Origin of the sequence: Streptomyces marispadix, assembly GCF_022524345.1 — a bacterium.
Classification (GTDB): domain Bacteria; phylum Actinomycetota; class Actinomycetes; order Streptomycetales; family Streptomycetaceae; genus Streptomyces; species Streptomyces marispadix.
Genome location: NZ_JAKWJU010000002.1, coordinates 599,020 through 623,346, shown reverse-complemented (window position 1 = coordinate 623,346; position 24,327 = coordinate 599,020). Strand labels below are relative to the sequence as shown.

Here is a 24,327-nt window from a genome sequence, read left to right as displayed (position 1 = left end):
GCTCGATTGGAGGCGCCCTGCGCGGAACGAATTGCAAAGACAACGATTGAGCGGCCCGCGGGGAATGTCGAATTTGCGTACGTCATTCCTCCGAGGGCCGTGAAAGTATATACCTGGAGTCCGTGGGAATGCGAATTCCGTCGTTCGCGAGTACGCCGTGAATTGTTGGCCCGGCGTTTGGGCAGCTCAGTGTCCGGTCGGCTCGTGATGGAATTCGTCGCTTCGCGCGAGAGCCGGACGCGGCGGCTCTTACGGCTCTGCGGCCTACGGCTTCCGGCTCCCGGCGAGCGCCGCCCCGGACGACTGCGGCTGCTCGCGCTCACGTACGAACGCCAGCGTCAGCGCGGCGCCGAAGAGATAGGCGGAGCCGCTGACCACGAGCCCCTGGCCGATGCCGTCGGCGAAGGCCCTGTCGATCGTCTCTCCCTGCCCGCCGCGCTCCGAGCGCCCCACGCCGAGGCTGCTCCCGACCGCGGCGTCCACCAGCCGCTCCGCGGCCCCGGGGGACATGTCGAGCTGAGCGGCACGTTCCGTCAGCGACGCCGAGAAGCCCATGGTGACCACGGCGCCGACGACCGCGATGCCGAGCACGTTGCCAACCTGCTGGCTGGCTATGGAAGTTGCCGACGCGATCCCCGCCTTGGCCTGCTCCACGCTCGCCATCAGCGCCGCGTTGGTGGGCGTCACCGTCATCCCGACCCCCGCTCCCAGCGGCACCAGCACCGGCCACCACCGCGCGTAGGGCGTGGTGGCGTCCGCGGCGGACAGGGCCAGCAGCGCGCCGCCCGCCATCACCAGCCCGCAGGTCATCGGCAGCACAGGGCCGTACCGTCCCGCAAGCCGTCCCGCCACGGGAGCGGCGGCGGCAGCGGGCAGCAGCAGCGGCAGCATGCGCAGTCCCGCCTCGGCCGGGGTGTACTCCTGCACCTGCTGGAGGAAGAGCGAGAGGAAGAGGAACGAGCTGAGCAGGCCGAAGGCGACGGCGAACAGCACGCCGTTGCAGGCGGCGAAGCGCCCGTCGCGGAACAGCCCGAGGGGGACCATGGGCTGGGCGGCACGCTTCTCCACGACGAGGAACAGGGCAAGAGCCACCACTGCGAGAGCGAGCAGCGCCGCGATCCGAGGGGAGCCCCAGCCCTCGTGCTCCGCCTCGATCAGGGCATAGGTCACACCGCCCAGCCAGCAGATGCCCAGCACCTGACCGGGCAGGTCGACCGGACGCCGCGTCATCGGCGTCTCGGGCAGCGCACGGTACGAGACGGCCAGCGCGGCAATGCCGACGGGCCCGTTGACCAGGAACACGCTGGGCCAGCCGAAGCCGTCCACCAGGAAGCCGCCGAGCAGCGGGCCGAGGGGCAGCGCCAGCGCGGAGACGCCCGCCCAGACGCCGATCGCACGGGCCCTCTCCTTCGGTTCCGGGAAGAGGTGGGTGAGGACGGCCAGAGTGGTCGGCACGAACAGGGCCGCGCCGAGTCCCTGAACGACCCTGCCCAGTACGAGAGTCGGCAGTGTCTGCGCCGCCGCGCACAGCAGGGACCCGCCGGTGAAGACCGTCAGGCCCGACAGGAACATCCGCTTGCGGCCGAAGCGGTCGCCGAGCGAGCCACCGGTCAGCAGCAGACAGGCGAACGCCAGCACATACGCGCCGACGACCCACTGAAGACCCGATACGCCGGCGTCGAGGTCCCCGCGGATGCTCTGCATCGCCAGGTTGACCACCGTGCTGTCGAGCATCGACATGAACTGGGCCGCGCACAGCGCCGCGAGCGCCCAGGTACGTGCGGTGCCCCGCGGATGTCCCAACTGTCCCTCCGTGACGTGACGAGTGCGGCGGTCGGGTCGGCGATCGGCGATCCGTGCGAACGACCGTACTCAGCACACGACTTGGCGAAAGTCACGAAAGAGCGACCGAACTGGGTGCCCGATCGGTCACGCCGTCCGGGGCTCGGGGAGGTCGCACTGTGGTCAAGAAGAAGAGACGCCCTCGGCGGCTACGGGACACCGCGGCCCGGCGCCGTAGATTTTCGCCGCACGGGGGACCGTGCCGCAGCGGCGTCCAACGGGCCCCCGGGGACGGGGCCCTCGGCCAAGAAGACGGACGGAGGAGCGCATGTCACGCTCTCACGTGGTCGACTCGCTCACCGCGACGGACTTTCTCGACAACCACCTGCGGCCCGGCAGACCGGTCGTGGTCAGAGGAGCCCTGAACGGCTGGAAGGTGCCGCCTCCTTGGGACCTCGCATCGCTCAGGGAACGCTTCGGCGACTTCGAAGTGCCGCTGTTCGACACGCTCTTCGAGCTGGAGGAGCTGGTCACCTTCGCCGACTACGTCGACACCCACACCGGCCGGGACGGCGGCACCTCGATACCGCCGTATCTGCGCTGGTTCACCCGGCAGCGCCAGGACCAGACGATCACCGCCGACGACGCCTTCGAGGAACTGGCCGACGACTGGGCGATGCCGTCATGGCTGCCCGAGGGCGACTACGTCTTCCCGCCCGCGGACGGGCAACTCGACGCCACCAGGGACCCGTTCCCCGCCAGGGGCCTGTTCGTCTGCGGCACGGGCGGACGTACCCGGCTGCACGTCGATCCATGGGCCAGCGACGCTTGTCTGTGCCAGGCGACCGGCGACAAGCGCTTCATCATGTATCCGCCGGAGGCAGGTGAGCTGCTCACCGACGGAGAGGGCGGCACGGTGGACCTCGACGATCCGGACGACGCACGCTTCCCGCGCTGGCGGGATGCCGTCCCCGTACTCGACGAGGTCCTCTCGCCCGGTGACGCCATCTTCATCCCGCAGGGCTGGTACCACACGGCCATCGCGCTCCAGGACAGCGTCTCCCTCACCTGGAACTTCACCCACCGGGTGCACCAGGAACGCTTCGAGGCGTATGTGCGCTCCGGCGGCGGAGCCGACCCCGTCGTCTCCTACTTCATCTCCGGCGGCGTACGGCCGTAAGCAGGTCGCTCTCATCGCACGGCGGGCGCCTCCGCGGCGCCCCGCTGAACGAAGAAAGGGCGGGGCGCGGCGGACGCGTCGAGCAGCGTCCGTACCGTCCGCCGGTCCAACGGCCCGTCGCTGGCGACGAATCTGCGCACCGAGGAGAACGGCATCGTCGGCGCGGCGGCCAACGGCGCCCAGTCGGCGAGGACTTCGGCCGGAGCCTCCAGCGAGACCGGACGGTGGTCGCGAAGGAACGCCTCCAGCGTGGGCGACTCGGTGCGCGTCAGCGCGAGGAACGGCACCTCGTGCACAAGGGCCCCGAGTACGGTCGCACAGGCGTCGGGGGAGCAGAAGTCGAAGTGGGCGGCGTCGGCGCCGGGCCCCCTTGCGGGGCGGCCCGACGTCGACTGGTCGGCGCGTGCCCGCAGTTCGCCGCCGCTGAGCGCCCTCAGCCTGCCGTCGCGGAGGTCGTATGTGACGACCTCGTCGGGACCGGGACCGGGACCGGAGTCGGGACAGGGACCGGAGCCGGTACGACGGCCGCTGAGGCGGGGGCCGCTGACGGGCTCGGCGCCGGGGCCGGAGCCCGGGTCTTCCGGTGTGCTGCCGTGCGGCGCTCCGCCGCCTCCGTGCGGCGCCTCGTCACCGCCGTGCGGAAGGGGCGGAGCCCACCAATGCGTCGACTCGTCCACCACCGACAGCGTGAAGACCCTGCCGCAGCGGCTGCGCACCGCCTCCTCCGCCCCGTCCAGCCGCACCACACCAGCGACGTCCAGGAGAAGATGCGGACGGTCCAACGCGCCCAGGCAGTCCAGGAGCCGATCCCGTCCCAGCCGCAGCGGCAGCAGCGCAGGGACGGCCCCGACGTGCAGCGCCGCGTACAGCAGCGCCTGAAGGTCTGCGTGATTGCGCCTGATCACCGCTACGACGCTGCCGGGCCGTACGCCCGCCGCCCGAAGACGGCGGGCATGCCGCGCGACGGCATCGGCGAAGCCCGCGACCGAGTCGACGAGGGACCGTCCCGCCCGCCAGCGGACGTCGCAGCCGAACCGCACCGCGCCGTGGAACTCCGCCGCCAGAAACGGGACTCGGCACAGCGGCGCACCAGGGGGCAGGCGCGGCGCCGCTGCGCCCGGTCCGTGTACCGGCTCACTCATGCCGCCCCGACGGACGGCGGCGCCGTGACCTGCGGCGAGCACGGGCGAACGCCTCGTCCACGGTGTCCTGTTCGGGCCGCGCCCCGGCCAGGAAGCCGGCGAGGCGCCGGATCGTGGAGTGCTCGAACATGGTCATCAGCGGGAACTCCCGGCCCAACTCCGCCTGAAGCGCCCGGTGCACGCGCACCAGTGCCACGGAGTCGGCACCCATGTCGAAGAACCGGTCGCGGACCGTGATCGCGGCGCTCGCGCCCAGTTCGGCACGGAAGACGGAGAGGATCGCCGCCTCCGTCTCGTTCTCCGCGCCGCCGTCGCCACCGGCGCCCTCCTCCGCTGCGGTGGCGGCGCTGCCCGCCTCCTCGGCGAGCCGCCGCAGGGCGGCGCGGTCCAGCTTCCCCCTTGCCGTGAGCGGGAGTTCGGGCACCTCCACATAGGTGGCGGGCACCATATAGCCGGGCAGCGAGGCGGCGAGATAGCCGGGCAGCTCGTCCGCCAGCCGCCCCCGGGGCGTGGCCGACGCGCCCGACTGCCCCCGGGCGGTGGCGACTTCGGCGCCCCCTTCGCCCCCTTCGCCGCCCTCGCGGCTCTCGGGCTCCTCGGTGAGGACGCCGCCGAGCATCCCGTGCACCACGTCCGCCGACGGCCCCAACTCCAGTGCCGTGTGCAGCGCTTCGGTGTCGTGGAAGTAGCCGACCTGGCAGAGTCCGATGCCGTTCTCGGGTGCCGCGTTGTCCAGAAGCTGGGTCATCAGGCCCGCTTCGAGCACGCTGAAGTCCCGGGCCCGCTTTCCGTACAGCGGCTCGATGGCGTCGAGTCGGGCCACGAGGAAGAGCGCGAACGCGGCGTTGCGGTGCGTCTCCTGGTTGTCGGGAGCGTGGATGCCGGCGTCGAGCAGCGCTCCGGGCCTCACCTCCACCAGCCGGTGACCGTCGGGGTCGTGGTAGTAGGTGCCTCCGGCCAGTCCCTCGACGCGGCCGTCGGCGACGTAGAGATAGGTCTGTACGGGATAGAGGGCTCCGGCGGAGGCGTAGCGGCGGCGCGGCAGCATCCCTCCGGGGTCCGCCTCGGTGCGCAGCGGTTCCAGCAGCCGTCCGAGAGCGGACAGGCTCAACTGCCCGGCGCCGTAGGTGCGTCGGCTACGGCGGGGCGGAACGCCGGACCGTCCCTCCTGCGCCGTGGGCTCCTCTTGCGTAGTGGGCGGGGCCGCGGTGGCGAGCGGGTGTGCGTCTCCTTCGAGATCCGTACGCAGGCCGGGGCGGCGCGCCTTGAATTCGAGCCGCTTCATCGGATCCGTCACGACGTCGCCCAGCGCCTCGTCGTAGACGTCGTGACCGCCGGGTGCGGGCTTGTCGTCCGTACCGTCCGTACGGGTACGGTCCTCGTCCGCCACCGCGGCCCGGCGGGAGCCGGCGACGTAGACGGCCGCGAGTCGTGCGCTCTCGTGGCTTTCGCCCACGGGAGTGACCGCGGCCGAGCGGATGTCGTCGTGGCGCAGCAACGCCGCCTCGATCTCGCCGAGTTCGATGCGGTGGCCGCGGATCTTCACCTGGAAGTCCTCACGGCCGAGAATCTCGATCTCGCCGTTCGGGAGCCGGCGTCCCAGATCGCCCGACCGGTACAGGCGGCGCCCGGAGGCGGGGTCGGTCACAAAGGACTCCGCGGTGCGTTCCGGGTCACGCCAGTAGCCGTCGGCCAGTCCGCTGCCGCCGATGTACATCTCGCCGGTCACCCACACGGGGCACGGCTGCATTCGGTCGTTGAGGACGTCGATGGTGTGGTTGCGCATCGGGCGGCCGTAGGGGATGGACACGCGGTCGGCGTCGTCGTCGGTCACCTCGTGGGCGACGCACCAGATCGCCGTCTCGGTCGGGCCGCCGGAGGCCACCACACGTGCGTGCGGTGCGATCGTCCGTACGCGCCCGGGCAGGTCGACCGGAATCCAGTCGCCGGAGAACCACACCACGCGCAGCGCCTCCAGGCCGGGATGCGCGGCGCCGCTCCACACCGCCGGGACTCCTACGTGCTCGACGAGCATCCGCATCAGCGCGGGTACGGAGTTCCACACGGTGACGCGGTGTTCGGCCATCAACTCCAGCCATCGGCCGGGGTCCTTGAGGGCGTCGGGTTCCGGCAGCACCAGGGCGCCGCCGCTGCGCAGCGTGGCGAAGAGGTCCCCCACGGACAGGTCGAAGCTGAGGGCGGAGAGGCCCAGCGCGCGGTCGTCGGGGGTGAGCGCGCAGCGGTCGGCGAAGTCCGCGACGGTGTTGAGCACCGAGCGGTGCGACTGTGCCACGCCCTTGGGCTCGCCGGTGGAGCCGGAGGTGTAGAGGACGTAGGCGAGATCGTCCGGATGCTGCACGGTGGGGAGCGGGGAGTCGTCACCGGTGCCGTCGAGATCGACGGGCACCTCGGTCACGTCACCGGGACGGTCCAGCCCGGAGCCGCCCAGCCGGCGTCAGCACGAGCCGTGCGCCGGAGTGTGCCAGCAGCCTGTCCTGGCGTTCCTTCGGCAGGTCGGGGTCGAGCGGTGTGTAGGCGGCGCCGGAGAGATGGACGGCGAGCACGGCGGTGATCTGCTCCACGCACTTGGGAAGCGACACCGCGACCAACTCGCCGGGAGCCGCGCCGAGTTCGCGGAGGCGGCGCCCCAGGCGGCAGGCGTGCCGGTACAGCTCGCCGTAGGTGAGGGAGCCCCCGGAGGCGATCACGGCGACACGGCCGGGGTGCCGGACGGCCTGTTCCACGACGGCGGTGCACAGCAGCTCGTCGGGTGACTCGCCCGCGGTGTCGTTGGCCTCGTCCGCCAACTGCCGCTGCGCGGGCGGAAGTAGGTCCGTGCCGTCCGGTCCCCATGCGTCCTCGCCGTCGGCGAGGGCGTGCAGGAGCCGGTCGTAGGCGCCGAACATCTCGTCCATGACGCCCGGCGGGAACATCGCCTCGACGGCGTCCCACTTGTACGACAGCGCGCCCCGCTCCTCGTAGACCTGGTGGTCGAGGAGGACCTGCGGCGTCTGGGAGACCGCGTAGACCGTCTCGCCCAGCCAGTCCGCCCCGAGTTCGCCCTGCTGGAAGTCCTGGTCGCGGCCCTGTTCGCGGGCGCTGGCGAAGACGATCCCGGCGTAGGAGCCGACGGGGACGCCGCGGCTGCGGGTGATCTCACGCATCACCTCGACTCCGCTGAAGAAGCGGTGGTCCAGGTCCCGCCAGAGCTGCTGCTGGATGCGCCGGGCGAGGGCGAGGAAGCCGCCGCCGGGACGAAGATCGACCTCCAGCAGCGTCACCGACGTGAAGTCGCCGATGATCCGGTCGATGTCCGGATGCAGCGGGTGCCGGTTGAAGAGAGGTACGTCGACGGTGAAGTGCCCGCTACGGCTCCAGGTCCCCAACACGGCGGCGTAGGCGGCGAGTTGAACCGCCGAGGGGGTGATGCCGTGTGCGGCGGCACGCTCCTTCACGCGGCTCCAGCGCGGGGCGTCGAGTCTGCTGAGGCGGCGTTTGCGTTCGGGGCGTGCGCCGTCGGGGAGACCGCCTGGCACGAGGGGGAGCCGGGGGTTGGGCGGCAGCGTGTCGATGCGGTCGAGCCAGTACGCCTTGGAGCGGGCGTAGGCGTCGGTGTCCCGCAGGGCCTGCGCGGCGATGACATAGTCGCGGAACGACACCTGCAAGGGCGGGAGTTGAGCCTCGGGGTCGGCGTAGAGGTCGCCGAGTTCCAGGAAGAACAGCCGGACGCTCGCGACATCGGCCACCAGCAGGTCGAGGCTCACATGCACACGGGCCCGTGTGCTGCCGGGGTCGCCGGTCCAGGTGACCCGTACGTCGAACATGGGCCACTGGTCCAACGGCAGTACCTGATGGCCCAGTTCCTCCCGGAGTTCCGCCAAGTGCGCGTCGAGCGCGGCCCGTTCGCAGCCCTGGTAGTCGTAGACCGTGACGGGCACCTCGCCCACGTCGGGCAGGATGCGCTGACGGCCGTCCGCCGAGATCACGGCACGGAGCATCTCCTGCCGCCGCACCAGGGCGTCGAGTGCCCGGCGCAGCCGCTCCAGGTCCAGATCGGCGCAGTCGTACTCCGTGTAGAGGTGGATGGAGGAGCCGCCCAGGTCGTAGGCGCTGCTGCGGCCGACGAGGTAGCCGTGCTGGATCTCGGTGAGAGGGAACGGCTCGTGCCGGTTCGCCGGGTCGGCGGTCACCTCGGGCCAGGCGATGCCCTGCGGGCTGTCGCCCTGAAGTCCCCGCAGCAGCCGCGTCACCACGTCCGTGACGCTGCCTCGGACGAAGTCCGCCATGGGCAGCGACACGTCGAAGTCCCGGCCGAGGGCGTAGCGCAGCTCCACGATGCGCAGCGACTCCAGGCCGAGCGCGATCAGCGGTGTGTCCGCGGGCAGTTCGTCCTGCGACGTACCCAGGGCCGCGGCGATGCGGCGGCGCACCTCCGCCGTCACCACCTGGCCGCGCAGCTCGTCGGGCAGGGCGAGGGCCATGTCCCGCAGCGGGGCGGCCGAAGTCTCCTCCGCCGCGGGGCCGGGTGCCGTGGTGCGTGGGCGGCTGACGTCGGTGTGCAGCGCGTCGATCTCACCGTCGAGATACGACTGGCGGCAGGTGGTGCGGCGGATCTTGCCGCTGCCCGTCATCGGAATCCCGTCGGGCTTGACGAACACCACGGCGTGCGGCTCGACTTCCTCGTCGGCGGCGACGGCCGTACGGATACGGGCACCGAGCGCCGCGAGGTCGAGATCCCCGGCGTCCTCGACTGCCTGGACGAGTACGAGGCGTTCGCCTTCCTCGGCGTCCACGGAGAACGCCGCCGCCGGTGCCGTCGCCAGCGACGGGTGCGCCCGGCGGGCGGCGGCCTCCACGTCCTGCGGGTGGATGTTGCGTCCCCGCACGATGATGAGTTCCTTCAGCCGCCCGCACACCACGATCTCGTCGTCGTGCCGGAAAGCGAGGTCCCCGGTGCGCAGGAACGGACCCGAGCCGTCGGCGAGTTCACCGGCGAAGGTCTCCTCGGTCTGTTCGGGGCGCTGCCAGTAGCCCTGGTTGACGACGTCGCCGCTGACCCACACCTCGCCCACCTCGCCCGAGGGGCACTCGCGGCGCGTCGCGGGGTCGACGATGAGCATGCGGACCCGGGGGTGGGCGGGGCCGCAGCCGACGAGTTCGGCGGTACGCGCCCCGGAGCCGGCCTCCACGGGGCGTACCCGGCCCTGCTCCAGCTCGGCGGCGTCGACGGACAGGGCCAGCGGGTCCGCGCTGCGCCTTCCGCTGATGCCGAGCGTCACCTCGGTGAGCCCGTAGCCCGGGAACCACGCCTCCCGCCGGAAACCGTGCGGGGCGAAGGCACGGGTGAACTCCTCGACAGTGCGGGCCTGGATGCGCTCCGCGGCGTTGAAGGCGGAGTGCCAGCGGCTCAGGTCGAGTTGCTCGCGCTGCTCGGGCGTCACATGCTCGACGCAGCGGTCATAGGCGAAGTTGGGGCCGCAACTGAAGACCGGGGCGTCGGCTTCGGAGATCGCCTTGAGCCAGCGGAACGGCTCGGCGACGAAGTCCTCCGGCGTGAGAAGCGTGCACCGTCCGCCGATGAACTGGGACATCGTGACGGTCCCGGCGATGCCCAGCGCATGGTAGACGGGCATCCAGGTCACGACCTCGGCGCCGTCGGGCAGTTCGGCCAAGTCGCGGAAGACACGGAGCTGTTCGAGGAGATTGTCCTGGGAGACCATGACGCCCTTGGGCGAGCCCGTGGAGCCCGAGGTGTACTGCATCAGCGCCAGATCGCCGCCCGCGACCTTCGGCGCGGTCCACAGATCCGGGTCGGCCAGCTCACCGTCCACCTCGATCCACGGCACGTCCGCCACACCCGACTCCCGCCAGGCGGCGCGGAGTTCGCCGCCGCGCCCGGCCTGGCAGACCACGGCGGAGACTCCCGCGTCCAGGCCGATCTGAACGAAGCGCTCACCCTGCACGGTGTCGGGCGCGCCCTTCGGAGGCGCACAGGCCACGACGCAGGCGCCCGCGTAGTAGCAGCCGAACTGGCCTGCCACGAAGTCAGGTCCGGGCGGCAGCAGCAGCAGTACGCGTTCGCCCCGTGCGCCGCTCTGCTGAAGCGTGGCGGCCACCGCCCGTGCTCTGGTGTCGAGCTGTTGCCGGGTGAGACCCGCGGCGGGCAGGGGGCGACCCGACCGCTCGTCGAAGGCGGGGAAGCTGAACGCCGGTGCGTCAGGCGCCTGTTCGGTCCGCACGCGGAGGATGTCGAGGAGGCTCCCGGCGGGAAGCCCGGTGCCGGACGGGATGCTGACAGTCATGACGCTGTTCCCCAATCTCGACGGTCTGGCGGCGTGCGCGCGGTCGAAGCGGCACGTACGCGTCCCGGCAGGATCATGCGGGCGGCACGGGCACCGCCCAAGCCCCGGGAGAGGTGACCGAACGGGTACGGAAGCCGCACCCCGAATGCCATGCACTTCCAGACGGGCCCTGGTTCGGGCCTGGGCGGCGGCGTGGACGGGGCCCCGCGCGAGTCCCGGCACAAGCGCCTTGAATGCGTGGGGAGTCGAGGGCTCGAAGGCGGGCGCTGCCGGCGGACACGAGCCGCCGCGCGGTGCCGGGGCAGGTCCGGCGTGCCCGTTGCCCTGCGTGGCGTGGGCGAGCAGCGACACCGGCGGGACGGGCTTTCGGCGGGACCGGCTGCCTCCGGGTGCGCGGCCGCACGTACCCATGTGGGCACTCCCCGGGCGAGGGGGTGATCAGCTACCTGCGCCCTTGGTCTTTCGTGCGCGCTCATGGCGGTTGTCCGGTCTGTCGCGCCCTGGCGACCATGCGCCTGTGAACAGCGCTGCGCGCCCGAACGTCACCAGAGGGAGAACTCGTGACTGTCAAACGCTGGATGTACGACGTGCTGTACCGGGTCGGGGCCCCCTGGGAAGGAGGCGTACGGGAGAACCTCGTGGAGCTGGTGAAGGAGAACCGGATCTCGCCCACCGAGCAGAAGCGCGTACTCGACCTGGGCTGCGGCAGCGGCACTTGCTCCGTCTACCTCGCCGAGCAGGGCTTCGACGACGTGACGGGCGTGGACTTCACGCCCGTCGCCCTGCGCAAGGCACGTAAGGCCGCCGCCGCCGCGGGAGTCACGGACCGCGTCCGCTTCGTCAAGGGGAACCTCACCCGGCCGTCCATCCCCGGCGTCGAGGGAACCTACGACCTGCTGCTCGACTTCGGCACACTCGACGACCTGACGGGCCAGGACAGGCTGGACATGGCCGCCAACTTCAAGCGGTTCTCCCATCCCGGGTCGATGGTCGTGCTGTGGTGTTTCTACACCGAGAGCGACGACGAGGAACTGCCCAGGTTCGCCTTCCAGGGCGTCTCCCGGTTCCTCAGCGGCATACGCCCGGGCGAGGAACACGAGCTGTTCGGCGACGACTTCACCATCGAGCGTCTTCCGGAGCCGCCGCTCGATTCGAAGATGGCGTGCTTTCTGATGGTCCGTAAGTGAGTGCGTCAGTGATCTCGACGGCTCTCGACTGAGGGGGAGGGCAGCGGCCCGCACTCGGTGCGGACGCCCCCCCCGGGGTTGGGGGGTGGGTCCGGTACGGCCGGCGGCCGGGGTCCGGCAGCGAGCCGCGGCACGGCTAAAGGCGGGTGCGCAGCTCCCACAGCTCGGGGAAGAAGCGCTCGTCGAGCGTCGAACGCAGATAGTGCACGCCGCTCGATCCGCCCGTGCCGGGCTTCGCGCCGATGATCCGCTCCACCATGTGCACGTGCCGGGAACGCCAGACGCTGAACTGCTCGTCGTGGTCCGTCAACGCCTCGGCGACGGAGAGCAGTTCGGAGTCGGGTATCTCCTCGCGTAGCAGCTCCAGCAGGTCCGGGTCGCCCCGCCTCCGGCGCAGTTCACGGAAGGCGTCGCCCAGAGTCGGTTCGGCGAGTCGGCGCCTCAGTGACTCCCGGTCCGCCGGGCGCAGATCGCCGCGCCCCAGATGACGCTCGTCCTTGAGGCCGGAGAGGAACTCGATCTCCCGGAACTGCACGGACTGTATGCCGCTCGCCTGGTACAGCAACGGCCTGAGCCTGGCGAAACTCCCCGGGCTGATGGTCTCCAGCACCTCGACCTGCTGGACCATCACGCGCTCGATCGTCGCCACCCGCCGGAGACAGTAGAGGGCACGCGGCACGTCGCCGGTGAACATCCCGTCGCGGGCGCACTCCAGCTCGTCGAGGATCACCTTGAACCACAGCTCGTAGACCATGTGCGCGACGTAGAACAGATGCTCGTCGTGGAGCTTCGTGGGCCCGGGAGGGAGAGCGAGCAGCTCGTCAAGGCGGAGAAGGTCGCCGTAGCCGGGTCCCGCGTCGCCGGCACCGGAGGGCTGGTGCGCCACAGGGCAGCCGTTCACGCCCGCTGTCCCGGAACCGGCGGTCGAGCCTTTCATCGGTGCTCCTTAGCTCGCGATTTCGCCTCAACTCCGGGCCCCAGACTGAGAGTCGGCCTCATGGACGGCAATCCGCTTCCTGGGCGGCCGACCGACGTACCCGGATTGCCACCGCACCCTTCTACGGCACCGCCTCCCGCCGCCCACGGGCCCGTGAGCGACGGCCCCGCGCGGCGCCGCGCTCTCACTCACGGACACCAGCCCCCGCCGAGGAGCCCGGCCGGGGTGCCCGATCGGGCCGGGGAGAAGGGCACGGGCCGGGGGCCGCACCGGCGACGCCATCGGCCCCGGCAGTTGTGGCTGTCCGACGGGGCCCCTCCCGGCGGTACGAAGGACCTCTCTGAACGAGGTGCGACTGATCCCGGCGATCTCTGCATCCTCGCTGTGTGGCCGGACCGTGGCACCGATCACGTCCGGCCTTCCGTACGACCAGGCCGCCGTTCGGCGTGCGACCGCGGCCCGGGACGCCCTCACCGCTCCTCGAAAGGGGCGGCCCGGCGCACCGGGCCGTCACCGCACACACAGGAGGAGCCCGGGCATGACCACATCCCACAACAGCACCCCCTCGGAGCCCGCCGCGGACGGCGACATCGCGGTCATCGGCATGGCCGGGCGGTTCCCCGGCGCGGCCGACGTGGCGCGCTTCTGGCAGAACCTGCGCAGTGGGACGGAGTCGGTCACCTTCTTCGACGACGCCGAACTGAGGGAGAAGGGCGTCGCCGAGGAACTGCTCGCCGACCCGGCGTTCGTGAAGGCCGGCTCCGTGCTCGACGGGCCCGAACTCTTCGACGCCGCGTTCTTCGGCTACAACGCCCGCGACGCCGCCATGGTCGACCCCCAGCAGCGGATGCTGCTGGAGACGGCACACGCCGCGCTGGAGGACGCCGGGTGCGTGCCCGCCGTCTTCCCCGGCTCCATCGCCGTCTACGCGGGGAGCAGCCTGTCCACGTATCTCATCTCCCATCTGCTCACCGCCGGGCCGGGGTTCGACGACATCGCCGACGTGACGGAACTCCTCACGACGAACGACAAGGACTATCTCGCCAGCCGGATCAGCTACGGCCTGGGCCTCGACGGGCCCGCCGTGTCCGTGCAGACGGCGTGCTCGTCGTCGCTGGTCGCGGTGCATATGGCCGTACAGGGACTGCTGGGGCACGAGTGCGACATCGCCCTCGTGGGCGGCGCCTCGCTGAGGCTGCCCCAGGGGCGCGGCTATCTCCACCGCCAGGGGATGATCTTCTCCGCGGACGGACACACCCGGTCCTTCGACGCCGAGTGCAGCGGCACCATGTTCGGCAGCGGCGTGGGCGCCGTCGTACTCAAGCGGCTGGTGGACGCCATCGCCGACGGCGACCGGATAGACGCCGTGGTCAAGGGCTCCGCCGTCACCAACGACGGCTCGGCGAAGGTGGGTTACACGGCTCCGGGCGTGGACGGCCAGGCCCGCGCCATCGCCGGTGCCCTCGGCGTCGGCGAGGTCGAGCCGGACACCGTGACCGCGCTCGAAGGGCACGGCACGGCCACGCCGCTGGGCGACCCCATCGAAGTCACCGCGCTCAGCCGGGTGTTCAGCAGGCGCACGGCCTCCTCCGCGTCGTGCGCGCTGAGTTCGGTGAAGTCCAACGTCGGGCATCTGGCGGAGGCGGCAGGCATCGCCGGATTCATCAAGAGCGTGCTCCAGCTACGGCACCGGCAGCTCGTTCCCAGCCTCAACTTCGACCGGCCCAACCCCGAACTACGCCTGGACGAGACGCGGTTCAGGGTCGTCACGGAGCTGGAGGACTGGCGGCCCGACGCCATGCCGCGGCGCATCGGCGTCAGCTCCTTCGGCATGGGCGGCACCAACGCCCACGTCGTACTGGAAGAGGGGCCCGAGCCCGCACCCTCGGTGCCCTTCACCCGGGACCTGTTCCTGCTGCCGCTGTCGGCGCGCACGCCCGCCTCCCTCGAAGCGGCCACCGACGGCCTCGCCGCCGCCCTCACCGCCACGGAGACCGAAGACCTCTCCGATACCGCGACCACCCTCCAGCAGGGGCGGACCGCGCACCGGCACCGCAGGCTCGTCGTGGCCGCGGGTGCCTCGGAGGCCCGACAGGCCCTGGAGACAAGGGACTCCGCGTCGACAGCCACGTCGGCGGCCGTCCCCGAGCCTCGCATCGCCCTGATGTTCCCCGGGCAGGGAAGCCAGTACCCGGGCATGGCACGGCTGTTGTACGAGCAGGAGCCGGTGTTCAGCGACTGCGTGGACACCTGCGCCGACCTGCTCTTCGACGAACTCGGCCACGACCTCCGCGAGGTGATCCACCCGGCCGCCGCCACCGATCCGGGCGCGGCGGCGGGTCTGCTGCGCCAGACGTCCCTCGCCCAGCCCGCGCTCTTCGTCATCGGCTACGCCCTCGCCGGGCTGCTGGAGAGCGTCGGCGTCCGCCCGGACGCCATGATCGGCCACAGCGTCGGCGAGATCGTCGCGGCCTGCCGCTCCGGGGTCTTCTCACTGCCGGACGCGCTGCGGCTCGTCGCCGTACGCGGGCGGCTGATGCAGGAGCTGCCGCCCGGCGGCATGCTGTCCGTCGCCCTGCCCGAGGAGCAGGTGATCGAGCGGCTGCCCGAGGGGCTCTCCCTGGCGGCGGTCAACGCACCCGACGTGTGCGCGGTCTCCGGACCCGAGCCGAAGCTTCGCTCCTTCGCCCGGCTCCTCGGCGAACAGGGCACGCCCGTAAGGGAGTTGCACACCTCGCACGCCTTCCACTCGGCCATGGTCGAGCCGATGATGAGCCGCTTCGCCGACGAGCTGTCGTGCGTCGACTTCCATGAACCGGCCGTCCCCTACGTGGAGAACCGCACGGGCGACTGGATCACCCCGGAGCGTGCCACCGACCCCGACCACTGGGTCCACCACATCCGGGAACCGGTCCGCTTCAGCGACGGCGTACTGAAGCTCACCGAGTCCGGCCCCTGCGTTCTGCTGGAGGCCGGGCCCGGGTCCACGCTCAGCACCCTGGCCCGCTCGACGGCGCGCGGCCGGGGCTCGGTCACCGTTCCGCTGCTGCCGTCGGCGGGCGAAGAGGGGGACGACGTAAGGCGGTTCATGCTGGGACTCGGCAGGCTGTGGACGGCCGGCGGCGACATCGACTGGGACCGGGTGCAGGGGGGCACGGCCAGCCGCACGGGACTGCCGACGTATCCGTTCGAGCGGCGCCGCTACTGGATCGAGGCGGCTCCCGGCGGTCGGCGGGCCAAGCCCGGCGGCTATGTCCTCCAGGCCGCCGAGCCGGAGGAGGAGACCGGCGACGGCGGGCCCGCGCCGATGGGCGCCTTCGATCCCAGGCCGGCCCTGACCACGGAGTACGCCGAACCCCGCGACGACCTCGACCGGCGGCTCGTGGCCGTGTGGCAGGAGCTGCTGGGCGTCGCACCCGTCGGCGTCCACGACAACTTCATGGAACTGGGCGGGCATTCGCTGCTCGCGGCGCGCATGGTCGAACGCGTCAAGGCCGGCCTCGGCGTCGGCGTGAAGCTCGGCGACCTGCTCGCCGAACCCACCGTGGCGGGACTGGCGGCACTGCTCGCGGAGAACGGAGCCGGCGCGGGCGAGCCCGCCGCCCCGGAAGCGACGACCGGCGGCAGGGCCGTAAGCACGGAGGACCCGGAGTCCCGCGGTGGCGAACTGCCCGTGGCGCGGCCCGACTCGGAACACCTCCACGAGCCGTTCCCGCTGTCGGAGATGCAGCAGGCCCAGTGGATCGGCCGCCAGGACAGCTTCGAGGGCGGCAACGTCGCGGCACACGTCTACTGGGAGGTCGAACTCGCCCCCGACGTCGACCTGGCACGGCTGGAGGCGGCCTGGCAGCAGGTCGTCGAACGCCACCACATGCTGCGTGCCGTCATCGGGAACGACGGCCGCCAGCACATCCTGCCCGGCACCCGGCCCTACCGCTTCGGGCTGCTCGACCTGCGCGACGCCCCCGCCGAGGAAGGCGAACGGCGCCTGGCGGAGCTGCGGGAGAAGCACTCCCGGGAGGTGCGGCCCGCGGACGAGTGGCCCCTGTTCGACGTGCGGGTCACGCTGCTCCCCGAAGAACGCGCCCGGCTGCACTTCAGCTTCGACCTGCTGATCGCCGACATCGGCAGCATCCGGCTGCTGGTGCGGGACTGGCGCAGGTACTACCAGGGCCGCGAGGACGAGATCCGTCCCCTGCGCATCTCCTACCGCGACTATGTACTCGCATCCGAGGAACTGCGCGGCACCGCACTCTACGAGCGCTCACTGGCGTACTGGCGCGAACGCGTGGCCGAGCTGCCGCCCGGCCCCGACCTTCCGCTGGCACTCAGCCCCGGCTCCCTCAAGGACCCCGAATTCACCGCCCGCAACGCCCAGTTGGCGACCGCACAGTGGGACGCGTTCAAGGAGCGCGCCGCGGCGGCCGGTGTCACACCGTCCGCGGCGATGCTCACCGCCTACGCGGCGGCGCTGGGCACCTGGTCGCGGTCGGCGTCCTTCACTCTGAACGTCACCGTGATCAACCGTCTCCAGGTACACGAGGACGTCCGCGACCTCGTCGGCGAGTTCGCCTCGTTCGACCTGCTGCCCGTGGACCTCTCGCGAGAGCGGAGCTTCGGCGAACTCGCCACCGCCATGCAGCGGCAGAGCTGGGCCGACCTGGAGCACCGCTACCTCAACGGGGTGGAGATCCTCCGCGAGATGGCCCGGCGGCGCGGCGGCACCAGCGGCTCGGTGATGCCCGTCGTCTTCACCAGCACCCTCGTGCAGGAGAACGAGGCGGAGGACGCCTCCATGTTCGGCTGGCTGGGCACCATGGAGCACGAGATCGCCCAGACGCCGCAGGTGTGGCTCGACTTCGCCGTCATGGAGAACGCCGAAGGCGTGCAGCTCAGTTGGCACTGGGTCAGGCAGCTCTTCCCCGAGGGCGTGATCGAGGCGGTCTTCGACGCCTTCCACCGGCTGGTCACGGACCTGGCGGCATCGGACGAGGCGTGGCGTGACACCCCGCGCTGCCCGCTGCCGGAGGAGCAGCGTCAGCTCACCGAGAGCGTCAACGCCACCGGCGGGCCTCTCCAGGAGGACTTCCTCTACGCGCCGCTGATGGCGAGGGCGGCCGAACATCCCGAACGTGTCGCGGTCGTCTCCGCCTCGGGCGCCGAGCTGACATACGGACGGCTGCGGTCGCACGCGTGTGTGCTGGCGCACCGGCTGCGCGCCCTGGGCGCCGGTCCCGGTCGGCTGATCGCCGTGGCCGTCGAGAAGAGCTGCGAGCAGATCGTCGCGGCGCTCGCCGTGCAGCTCGCGGGCGCCGCCTATCTGCCGGTCGACCCGGCCCTGCCCGCCGAACGGCAGGACCATCTGTGCGAACGCGGCGAGGTACGGCTCGTGCTCGTGCCGAAGGGCGGCTCCGGGCACGCCTGGGCCGAGGGCATCCGCGAGGTCGAGGTCGCCGTCGAGCCGGGCGCCGACCCGGAAGGGCCCGGCGCCGACGGCACACCGCCCGAGCCCGTACAGGCACCCGGCGACCTCGCCTACACCATCTTCACCTCGGGCTCCACCGGCGAACCCAAGGGCGTGATGCTCTCCCACCAGGCCGCGCTGAACACGTTGACGGACATCAACGAGCGCTTCTCCGTCGGCCCCGAGGACGCCGTGCTGGGCCTCTCGTCGCTCAGCTTCGACCTGTCCGTGTACGACATCTTCGGAGTCCTGGGCGCCGGAGGCAGGCTCGTCCTCCCCTTGCCGGGCACGAGCCGCGACCCCGGCCACTGGGACGAGCTGGTGCGAAGGCACCGGGTCACGCTGTGGAACAGCGTTCCGGCGCTGCTGCGCATGTACGCCGAACACCTCTCGGGGCTCAGCGGCGCGGACGGCGAAAGCGAGCGGTCCGCAAGGCACGAGGCGGCCGGTAACCCGCTGCGGCTCGCCCTGATGTCGGGCGACTGGATTCCCGTCGAACTCCCCGCACAGCTACGGGAGTTGATCCCGCACCTGGAGCCGGTCAGCCTGGGCGGCGCCACCGAGGCGGCGGTGTGGTCCATCTGGCATCCGATCGACCCGGACAGGGACGGCGCCCGCGACTCCGTCCCGTACGGCACGCCGCTGCGCAACCAGACCTTCCACGTGCTCAACGACCGTATGGAGACCTGCCCGGTCTGGGTCACCGGCGAGCTGTACATCGGCGGTGCCGGACTGGCCATGGGCTACTGGCGGGACGAGGAGCGTACGCGGGCGTCCTTCGTCACCTGGCCGGAGACGGGCGAGAGGCTCTACCGCACCGGCGACCTGGGGCGGCGGCTGCCCGACGGGACACTGGAGTTCCTCGGCCGCGAGGACTTCCAGGTCAAGATCGGCGGCTTCCGTATCGAACTCGGCGAGATCGAGGCCGCGTTGGCGCGGCACGAGGGCGTGAGCGCCGCCGTGGCGGCCGCGCCGGGCGACCGGCACAACCGTCGACTCGTGGCGTATGTGGTGCCCGCCGAGCCCGCCGCGTCCGCCGTGCCGGGGGAGCCCGGCACGGCGGACGCCGGACGTACGCCCGAGTCGGAGGAGGCGCTGCTCGACGAGGTGCGGGCCCTGGCGGAGCGGGTGCTGCCGAGCTACATGGTGCCGTCCGTCTTCCTCGTACTGGACCGGCTGCCGCTCAGTGCGAACGGCAAGGTCGACCGTGCGGCGCTGCCCGACCCGGTGCGTGCCGAGGGCGGCTCCGGCGCCGCCGCGGGACCTGTCGCGGCGCGGCTGGTGGAGATCGTCGCGGAGGTCGTAGGGGTCTCCGGGATCGGGCCTAGCGACAACTTCTTCTCGGTGGGCGGCAATTCGATCATGGGCATCCAGATCGTCTCCCGCGCCAACGCCGAGGGCCTGGAGTTCACCGCGGCCGACCTCTTCCAGCACGAGACGCTCGAGGAACTCGCCGCCGAACTGGAGTCGCGCGGCGCCACCGTGACCGGTTCGGCCGCTACGGAGCCGCTGACACGGCGCCAGCGGCAGCTCGTCGAGTGGGCGACTCCCGGGCTGCCGGCGGGAGTTCACCGTGCGGAGCTGCACGTCGCCGCCGAAGTGCGGCCCGCCTGGCTCGAATCGGCGCTCGCCGCCGTGACGCGGCACCATACGGCGCTCCACATGCGGCTGGCCGAAGCGGACGGCGGCTGGCGGACCGTCCGCAAGACCCCGGACGCGGACGAGTCCGCGGTGCCCGACATCGATCTGACCGCGCTGCCCGAGGACCGGCGTGAGCGTGCCTTCACGAGCATGGTCGAGGAGATGCGGGGCGAACTGTGCCCGCGGTCCGGGCCGGTGGCTAAGGCCGCGCTGTTCCGCCTGGGGGAGTCGGAGCGGCGCATGGTGTGGCTCGTCCATGAACTGTTCGTCGACGCCGGGTCCTGGCGGGTGCTCCTCGGCGACCTCTGCCTGGCCGTCGAGGCCGCCGCGAACGGAGAGGACCCGGCGCTGCCCGCACAGGACCCGCAGCGGATGCGGGCCCTGGCCGCGCTGGCGGGCGCGGGGCACGAGCCCGGCGAAGCGCCCGGCGGCGACGGCGCCCATACGGCCGAGGACGCGGAAACGGCGGACGAACCGGCGCCGCTCCGCGTCGTGGAACTCGCGGACGGCGACATCGAGCACGCCCTCCAGGTGGAACTCCCCGAGGAGGACACGGCGGAGCTGCTGAAGAGCACGTCGGCGGCATACCGGCTCACGCCCTCCGAGGCGGTCGCGGCGGCCTTCGCGCTGGCCGCTTCCGCCGGCGGCGGGCCACGGCTGCTGCGTTACGACCTGGAGAACGATCTGCGCGGCAGTGAGGAGGCCGGTGCGGGCGCGGAGTCGACAGCAGGCAGCTTCAACTCCCTTGTCCCGCTGGCACTCAGCACGGGCAGCGACGGCGACGGGGACGGCAATGGCAACGGCGACGGGGACGGCGGTGCCGGCACCGCAGCCGACGGCGGCGGGCGCGCCGCCGCGGAAACCACAGCCGACGCCACAGCCGACACCGCCGCCGACCCGACCGGCGCCGATCGCTCCGCCGACGTCGGCGCCCTGCTCCGTACCGTCAAGGACCAGTCCCGCCGCGGTACTTCGGACGAGAACGCCCCCGCGTCCCCGCCCGCGCAGGTCCTGGTCCGCCACCTCGGCGAACTGGACCTCCCCGCCGACGGGCGCCTGCGGCCCACGGGTCCCCCGGCGCTGAACGGCGCGGACCACCCCGTCGTCCTCAGCACCCACCTGGAGGAGGGCCGACTGCGGGCGACGCTCGCCTGCCGCGCGGGCGAGCCGTCCGGTGCACGGCTGGCCGCCCTCAGCGAGGCGCTTCCCGACGCCTTCCGGCGGATCGCCGAACACTGCCGCGACACCGACCGGGCGGTCGTCGGCCCCGACGACTTCCCCCTCGCCGGGCTGGACCAGAACACCCTCGACACGTTCCTCGGCGCCCTCGCCGGGAACGGCGAGACCTCCGGGACCTCCCCGTCCCGAACCGGCACGACCGCACACGCCGAGGAGGCCCTGTGAAGCCCGAAAACCTCCAGGACGTCTACGAGTTGACGCCCATCCAGGAAGGGATGCTCTTCCACAGCCTCTTCGCCCCCTCCTCCGGCGTGTACCTGGAACAGCTCTCCTTCACCCTCAGCGGGCACCTGGACCCGGCGGCCTTCCGCAAGGCGTGGCAGGACGTCGCCGCACGCCATCCGATCCTGCGTACCGGCTTCCACTGGGAGGAGGTCGGCAAGTCCCTCCAGGCCGTGCACCGCCATGTCGACGTACCCGTCGAGGAGCACGACTGGCGGTCGGTGGCACCCGGCGAACGGGAGGAGCGCTACGAGGCGTTCCGCGCCGAACAGCGGCGGCTGGGCTTCGATCTGCGCAGGCCCCCGCTGATGAGGCTCGCCCTGATCCGCTTCGAGGACGAGCAGTACCGCTTCTTCTGGAGCTTCCCCCATCTCGTCATGGACGGCTGGTCGTTCGGCCTGGTCCTCCAGGAGTTCGCCGCGCTGTACGCCGCCGCCTGCCGCGCGGAGCCTGCCGGTCTGGCGCCCGCCTCCTCCTACCGCGACTACGTGGCGTGGTGGAAGCAGCAGGACACGGCGGGGGCCGAGGAGTTCTGGCGCCGCGAACTGGCCGGATACGTGCCGCCCCCCGCGCTGGAGATCGGCCCGCCCGCGCCGGAGCCCCAGGGCCCCACGCACAGCTTCGTACCCGACCGCTCCCTCGGCTCGCTCGTACGGGACCTCGACGACCTCGCCCGAGGGAACCGGCTGACGCTCAACACCCTTGTGCAGGGCGCCTGGTTGCTGCTGCTGGGCCGCTACACCGGCCGCGACGACGTCGTCAGCGGCGCCACCTCCACCCACCGGCCCACCGGGCTGCCCGGCGCGGAGACCATCGTCGGCCCGATGATCACCACGACGCCCGTACGGGCCCGCATCGACCCCGCCGAGCGGCTGCTGCCGTGGCTGCGGCGCCTACAGGAGGCGATGACCGCCGCACGCGAACACGCCGACGTCCCCCTGCACCTCTTCCCCCGCTGGGCCGAACTGCCCGGCGGGCAGCCGCTGTTCGAGACCGACCTCGCCTTCGAGAACACCCCGCCGCCCGAAATGGCCCTGCACGGGCTGGAGATCACCGGCTTCTCCTACGACGGCAGGCCCCACTACCCGCTGACCATGGTCGTCTTCCCCCAGGAGGAGCTGCCGCCCCGCCTGGTGCACGACCGGCGCCGCTTCCCCGGGCCCGTCGCGGAGACGCTGCTGACCCACTTCGACAACCTGCTGGGCGGCATGGCCGGAAACCCGGAGGGAACCCTCGGCGAGATCGAGCCGTACACGCCCGAGGAGCGCATCAGGCTGCTGGACGGCGGACACGAACCGCAGCCGGTCGAGGACGACTCCGGCGTCTGCCTCCACGACATCTTCAGCCGCCAGGCCGCCCGCACGCCGGACGCCGTCGCCCTCGTCAGCGGCACCGACACCCTCACCTACCGTGAGCTGGAGGAGCGCGCGAATCAGCTCGCGCACCGTCTGCGCGAGCTGGGCGCCGGACCGGAGGAGCGGATCGGCCTGTGCCTGGAGCGCACCGCCGACTTGGTCGTGGGCGTCCTCGGCGTGCTCAAGAGCGGCGCGGCGTACGTGCCGCTCGACCTGGCCCAGCCCCGTGAGCGCATGGCCTACGTACTCGCCGACGCGGGCGCCTCACTGCTGGTCACCCACGGGGCCGCCGCGGACCGCGCACCCCGCTTCGACGGCCGGACCGTCGACCTGGACGCCGACGCGGAGGCGATAGGTGCACACGGGACCACGGCGCCCGCGCCGGGCACCGAGCCCTCCGACCTCGCGTATGTCATCTACACCTCGGGGTCCACTGGCCGCCCGAAGGGAGTGGAGCTGCCGCACTCCAACGTCGTCCGCCTGGTGCGCGGCGCGGAACGGCTCATGGACCTCGACGCCGGGGACGTATGGAGCCTGTGCCACTCCTATGCCTTCGACGTGTCGGTCTACGAGATGTGGGGCGCCTTCGCAACGGGGGCACGCCTCGTGGTCGTTCCACGCGAGACGGTGCGCGCCCCCGACGCGCTGCACGCCCTGCTCGCCGACGAGGGCGTGACGGTCTTCAGCCAGACGCCGTCCGCGTTCCGCCCGTACATGCAGCACGCCATCGACAGCGAGGACAAGCAACCTCCCCTGAAATACGTGCTGTTCGCGGGCGAATATCTGGACGTGCCCGCGCTGGCCCCCTGGTTCGGCCGCTTCGGCGACGACGAGCCGCGGCTGGTCAATCTCTACGGCATCACCGAGGTCACCGTGCACGCCACATTCCACCGGGTGACCCGGCAGGACACGGCCTCGGGCGTACGCAGCAACATCGGGCGTCCGCTGCCCGACCTGCGCATCCGCCTCCTCGACCCGCATCTGCGCCCCGTGCCGCAGGGGGTTGCGGGGGAGATGTACGTCTCCGGGCCCGGCGTGGCCCGCGGCTACCGCAATCTGCCCGAGCTGACCGAACAGCGGTTCCTGCCCGACCCGTTCGCGGGCGGCGGCGAGCGTATGTACCGGTCGGGCGACCTGGCGCGGCTGCTCGACAGCGGCGAACTGGAGGTCCTGGGACGGGTCGACGACCAGGTCAAGGTCCGCGGCTTCCGCGTCGAACCGGGGGAGATCGCCCAGGTGCTGAAGGCCCACGACGCGGTGCACGACGCCCTTGTCGTGGCACGCGAGGACCGCCCCGGCGACGTACGGCTCGTCGCCTACGCCGTCGTACCGGACGCGGAGGCCCGACAGCCGCAGGCCCGCGAGGAGTTGACCGCCGAGCTGCTCCGGCTGGCGCGTGCCGGGCTGCCCGAGTACATGGTGCCCTCGGCCGCCGTGCTCCTCGACGCCCTGCCGCTGACCGCCAACGGCAAGGTCGACAGGCGGGCCCTTCCCGCGCCCGGCACCGGCCGTACGGCGGCGGGGGAGTACGTAGCCCCACGCGACGAGCTGGAGCAGCGCATCGCCGGCGTCTGGGCCGAACTCCTCGGCGTCGACCGAGTCGGCGCCTACGACGACTTCTTCGAACTCGGCGGCCACTCCCTGCTGGCCACCCGCGTGACCGGCCGGCTCAAAGCCGCCCTGCACAGGGACGTTCGGGTGCGCACCCTCTTCGAACGGCCGGTGCTGGCGGAGTTCGCAGAGGAGCTGAAGGAGCTCGCGGAGCCTTCGGCGGGCCCGGCCGGCTCCGGCGGTCCGGAGCTGGTGGCGACTCCCCGCACATCACGCCCGCGGCGGACGGCGGGCGTCAAGGCCCGTAACAGCAAGGAGAGTTGAC

9 protein-coding genes are annotated in these 24,327 nt (G+C 71.9%); 4 read left to right on the top strand and 5 right to left on the bottom strand.

What is annotated here, in order from left to right:
* Positions 1-264 precede the first annotated feature (264 nt).
* On the bottom strand, positions 265-1,803 hold the full coding sequence (locus tag MMA15_RS02670; RefSeq protein WP_241057317.1) for an MFS transporter: 1,539 nt from the start codon (positions 1,801-1,803) through the stop codon (positions 265-267).
* A gap of 307 nt (positions 1,804-2,110) precedes the next feature.
* Here MMA15_RS02670 and MMA15_RS02665 point away from each other — a divergent pair, with 307 nt between their 5' ends.
* Positions 2,111-2,962: a cupin-like domain-containing protein gene (locus MMA15_RS02665; RefSeq protein ID WP_241057316.1), complete on the top strand. Its 852-nt coding sequence runs from the start codon at positions 2,111-2,113 to the stop codon at positions 2,960-2,962.
* An 11-nt stretch (positions 2,963-2,973) separates the two neighbouring features.
* Here MMA15_RS02665 and MMA15_RS02660 read toward each other — a convergent pair whose 3' ends face one another.
* Genes MMA15_RS02660 through MMA15_RS02650 form a run of 3 tightly spaced genes read right to left on the bottom strand, consistent with a single transcriptional unit; the run spans position 2,974 to position 10,406 of the window.
* On the bottom strand, positions 2,974-4,104 hold the full coding sequence (locus tag MMA15_RS02660; protein ID WP_241057315.1) for an AMP-binding protein: 1,131 nt from the start codon (positions 4,102-4,104) through the stop codon (positions 2,974-2,976).
* Complete coding sequence (locus tag MMA15_RS02655) at positions 4,097-6,520, bottom strand: amino acid adenylation domain-containing protein (protein WP_241057314.1); 2,424 nt, start codon at positions 6,518-6,520, stop codon at positions 4,097-4,099. Before MMA15_RS02655 ends, MMA15_RS02660 begins: the two co-directional genes overlap by 8 nt.
* A gap of 1 nt (position 6,521) precedes the next feature.
* Entirely contained in the window at positions 6,522-10,406 is a 3,885-nt protein-coding gene (locus MMA15_RS02650) for an AMP-binding protein (protein WP_241057313.1), read from the bottom strand.
* 560 nt (positions 10,407-10,966) lie between these two features.
* On the opposite strand from MMA15_RS02650, the gene MMA15_RS02645 reads away from it, so the two are divergent.
* Entirely contained in the window at positions 10,967-11,593 is a 627-nt protein-coding gene (locus tag MMA15_RS02645; protein WP_241057312.1) for a class I SAM-dependent methyltransferase, read from the top strand.
* A gap of 136 nt (positions 11,594-11,729) precedes the next feature.
* On the opposite strand, the gene MMA15_RS02640 is transcribed toward MMA15_RS02645, so the two are convergent.
* Positions 11,730-12,530 carry a tryptophan 2,3-dioxygenase gene (locus tag MMA15_RS02640; RefSeq protein WP_241057311.1) on the bottom strand — a complete coding sequence of 267 codons (801 nt, stop codon included), beginning with the start codon at positions 12,528-12,530 and terminating at the stop codon, positions 11,730-11,732.
* Positions 12,531-13,068: 538 nt separating this feature from the next.
* Between MMA15_RS02640 and MMA15_RS02635 the strand changes: the two genes are divergently transcribed.
* Complete coding sequence (locus tag MMA15_RS02635; protein WP_241057310.1) at positions 13,069-21,039, top strand: non-ribosomal peptide synthetase/type I polyketide synthase; 7,971 nt, start codon at positions 13,069-13,071, stop codon at positions 21,037-21,039.
* Positions 21,036-24,326, top strand: a complete 3,291-nt coding sequence (locus MMA15_RS28135) for a non-ribosomal peptide synthetase (RefSeq protein WP_241057309.1) — start codon at positions 21,036-21,038, stop codon at positions 24,324-24,326. The genes MMA15_RS02635 and MMA15_RS28135 overlap by 4 nt, the downstream gene beginning before the upstream one ends.
* Position 24,327: the final 1 nt, after the last annotated feature.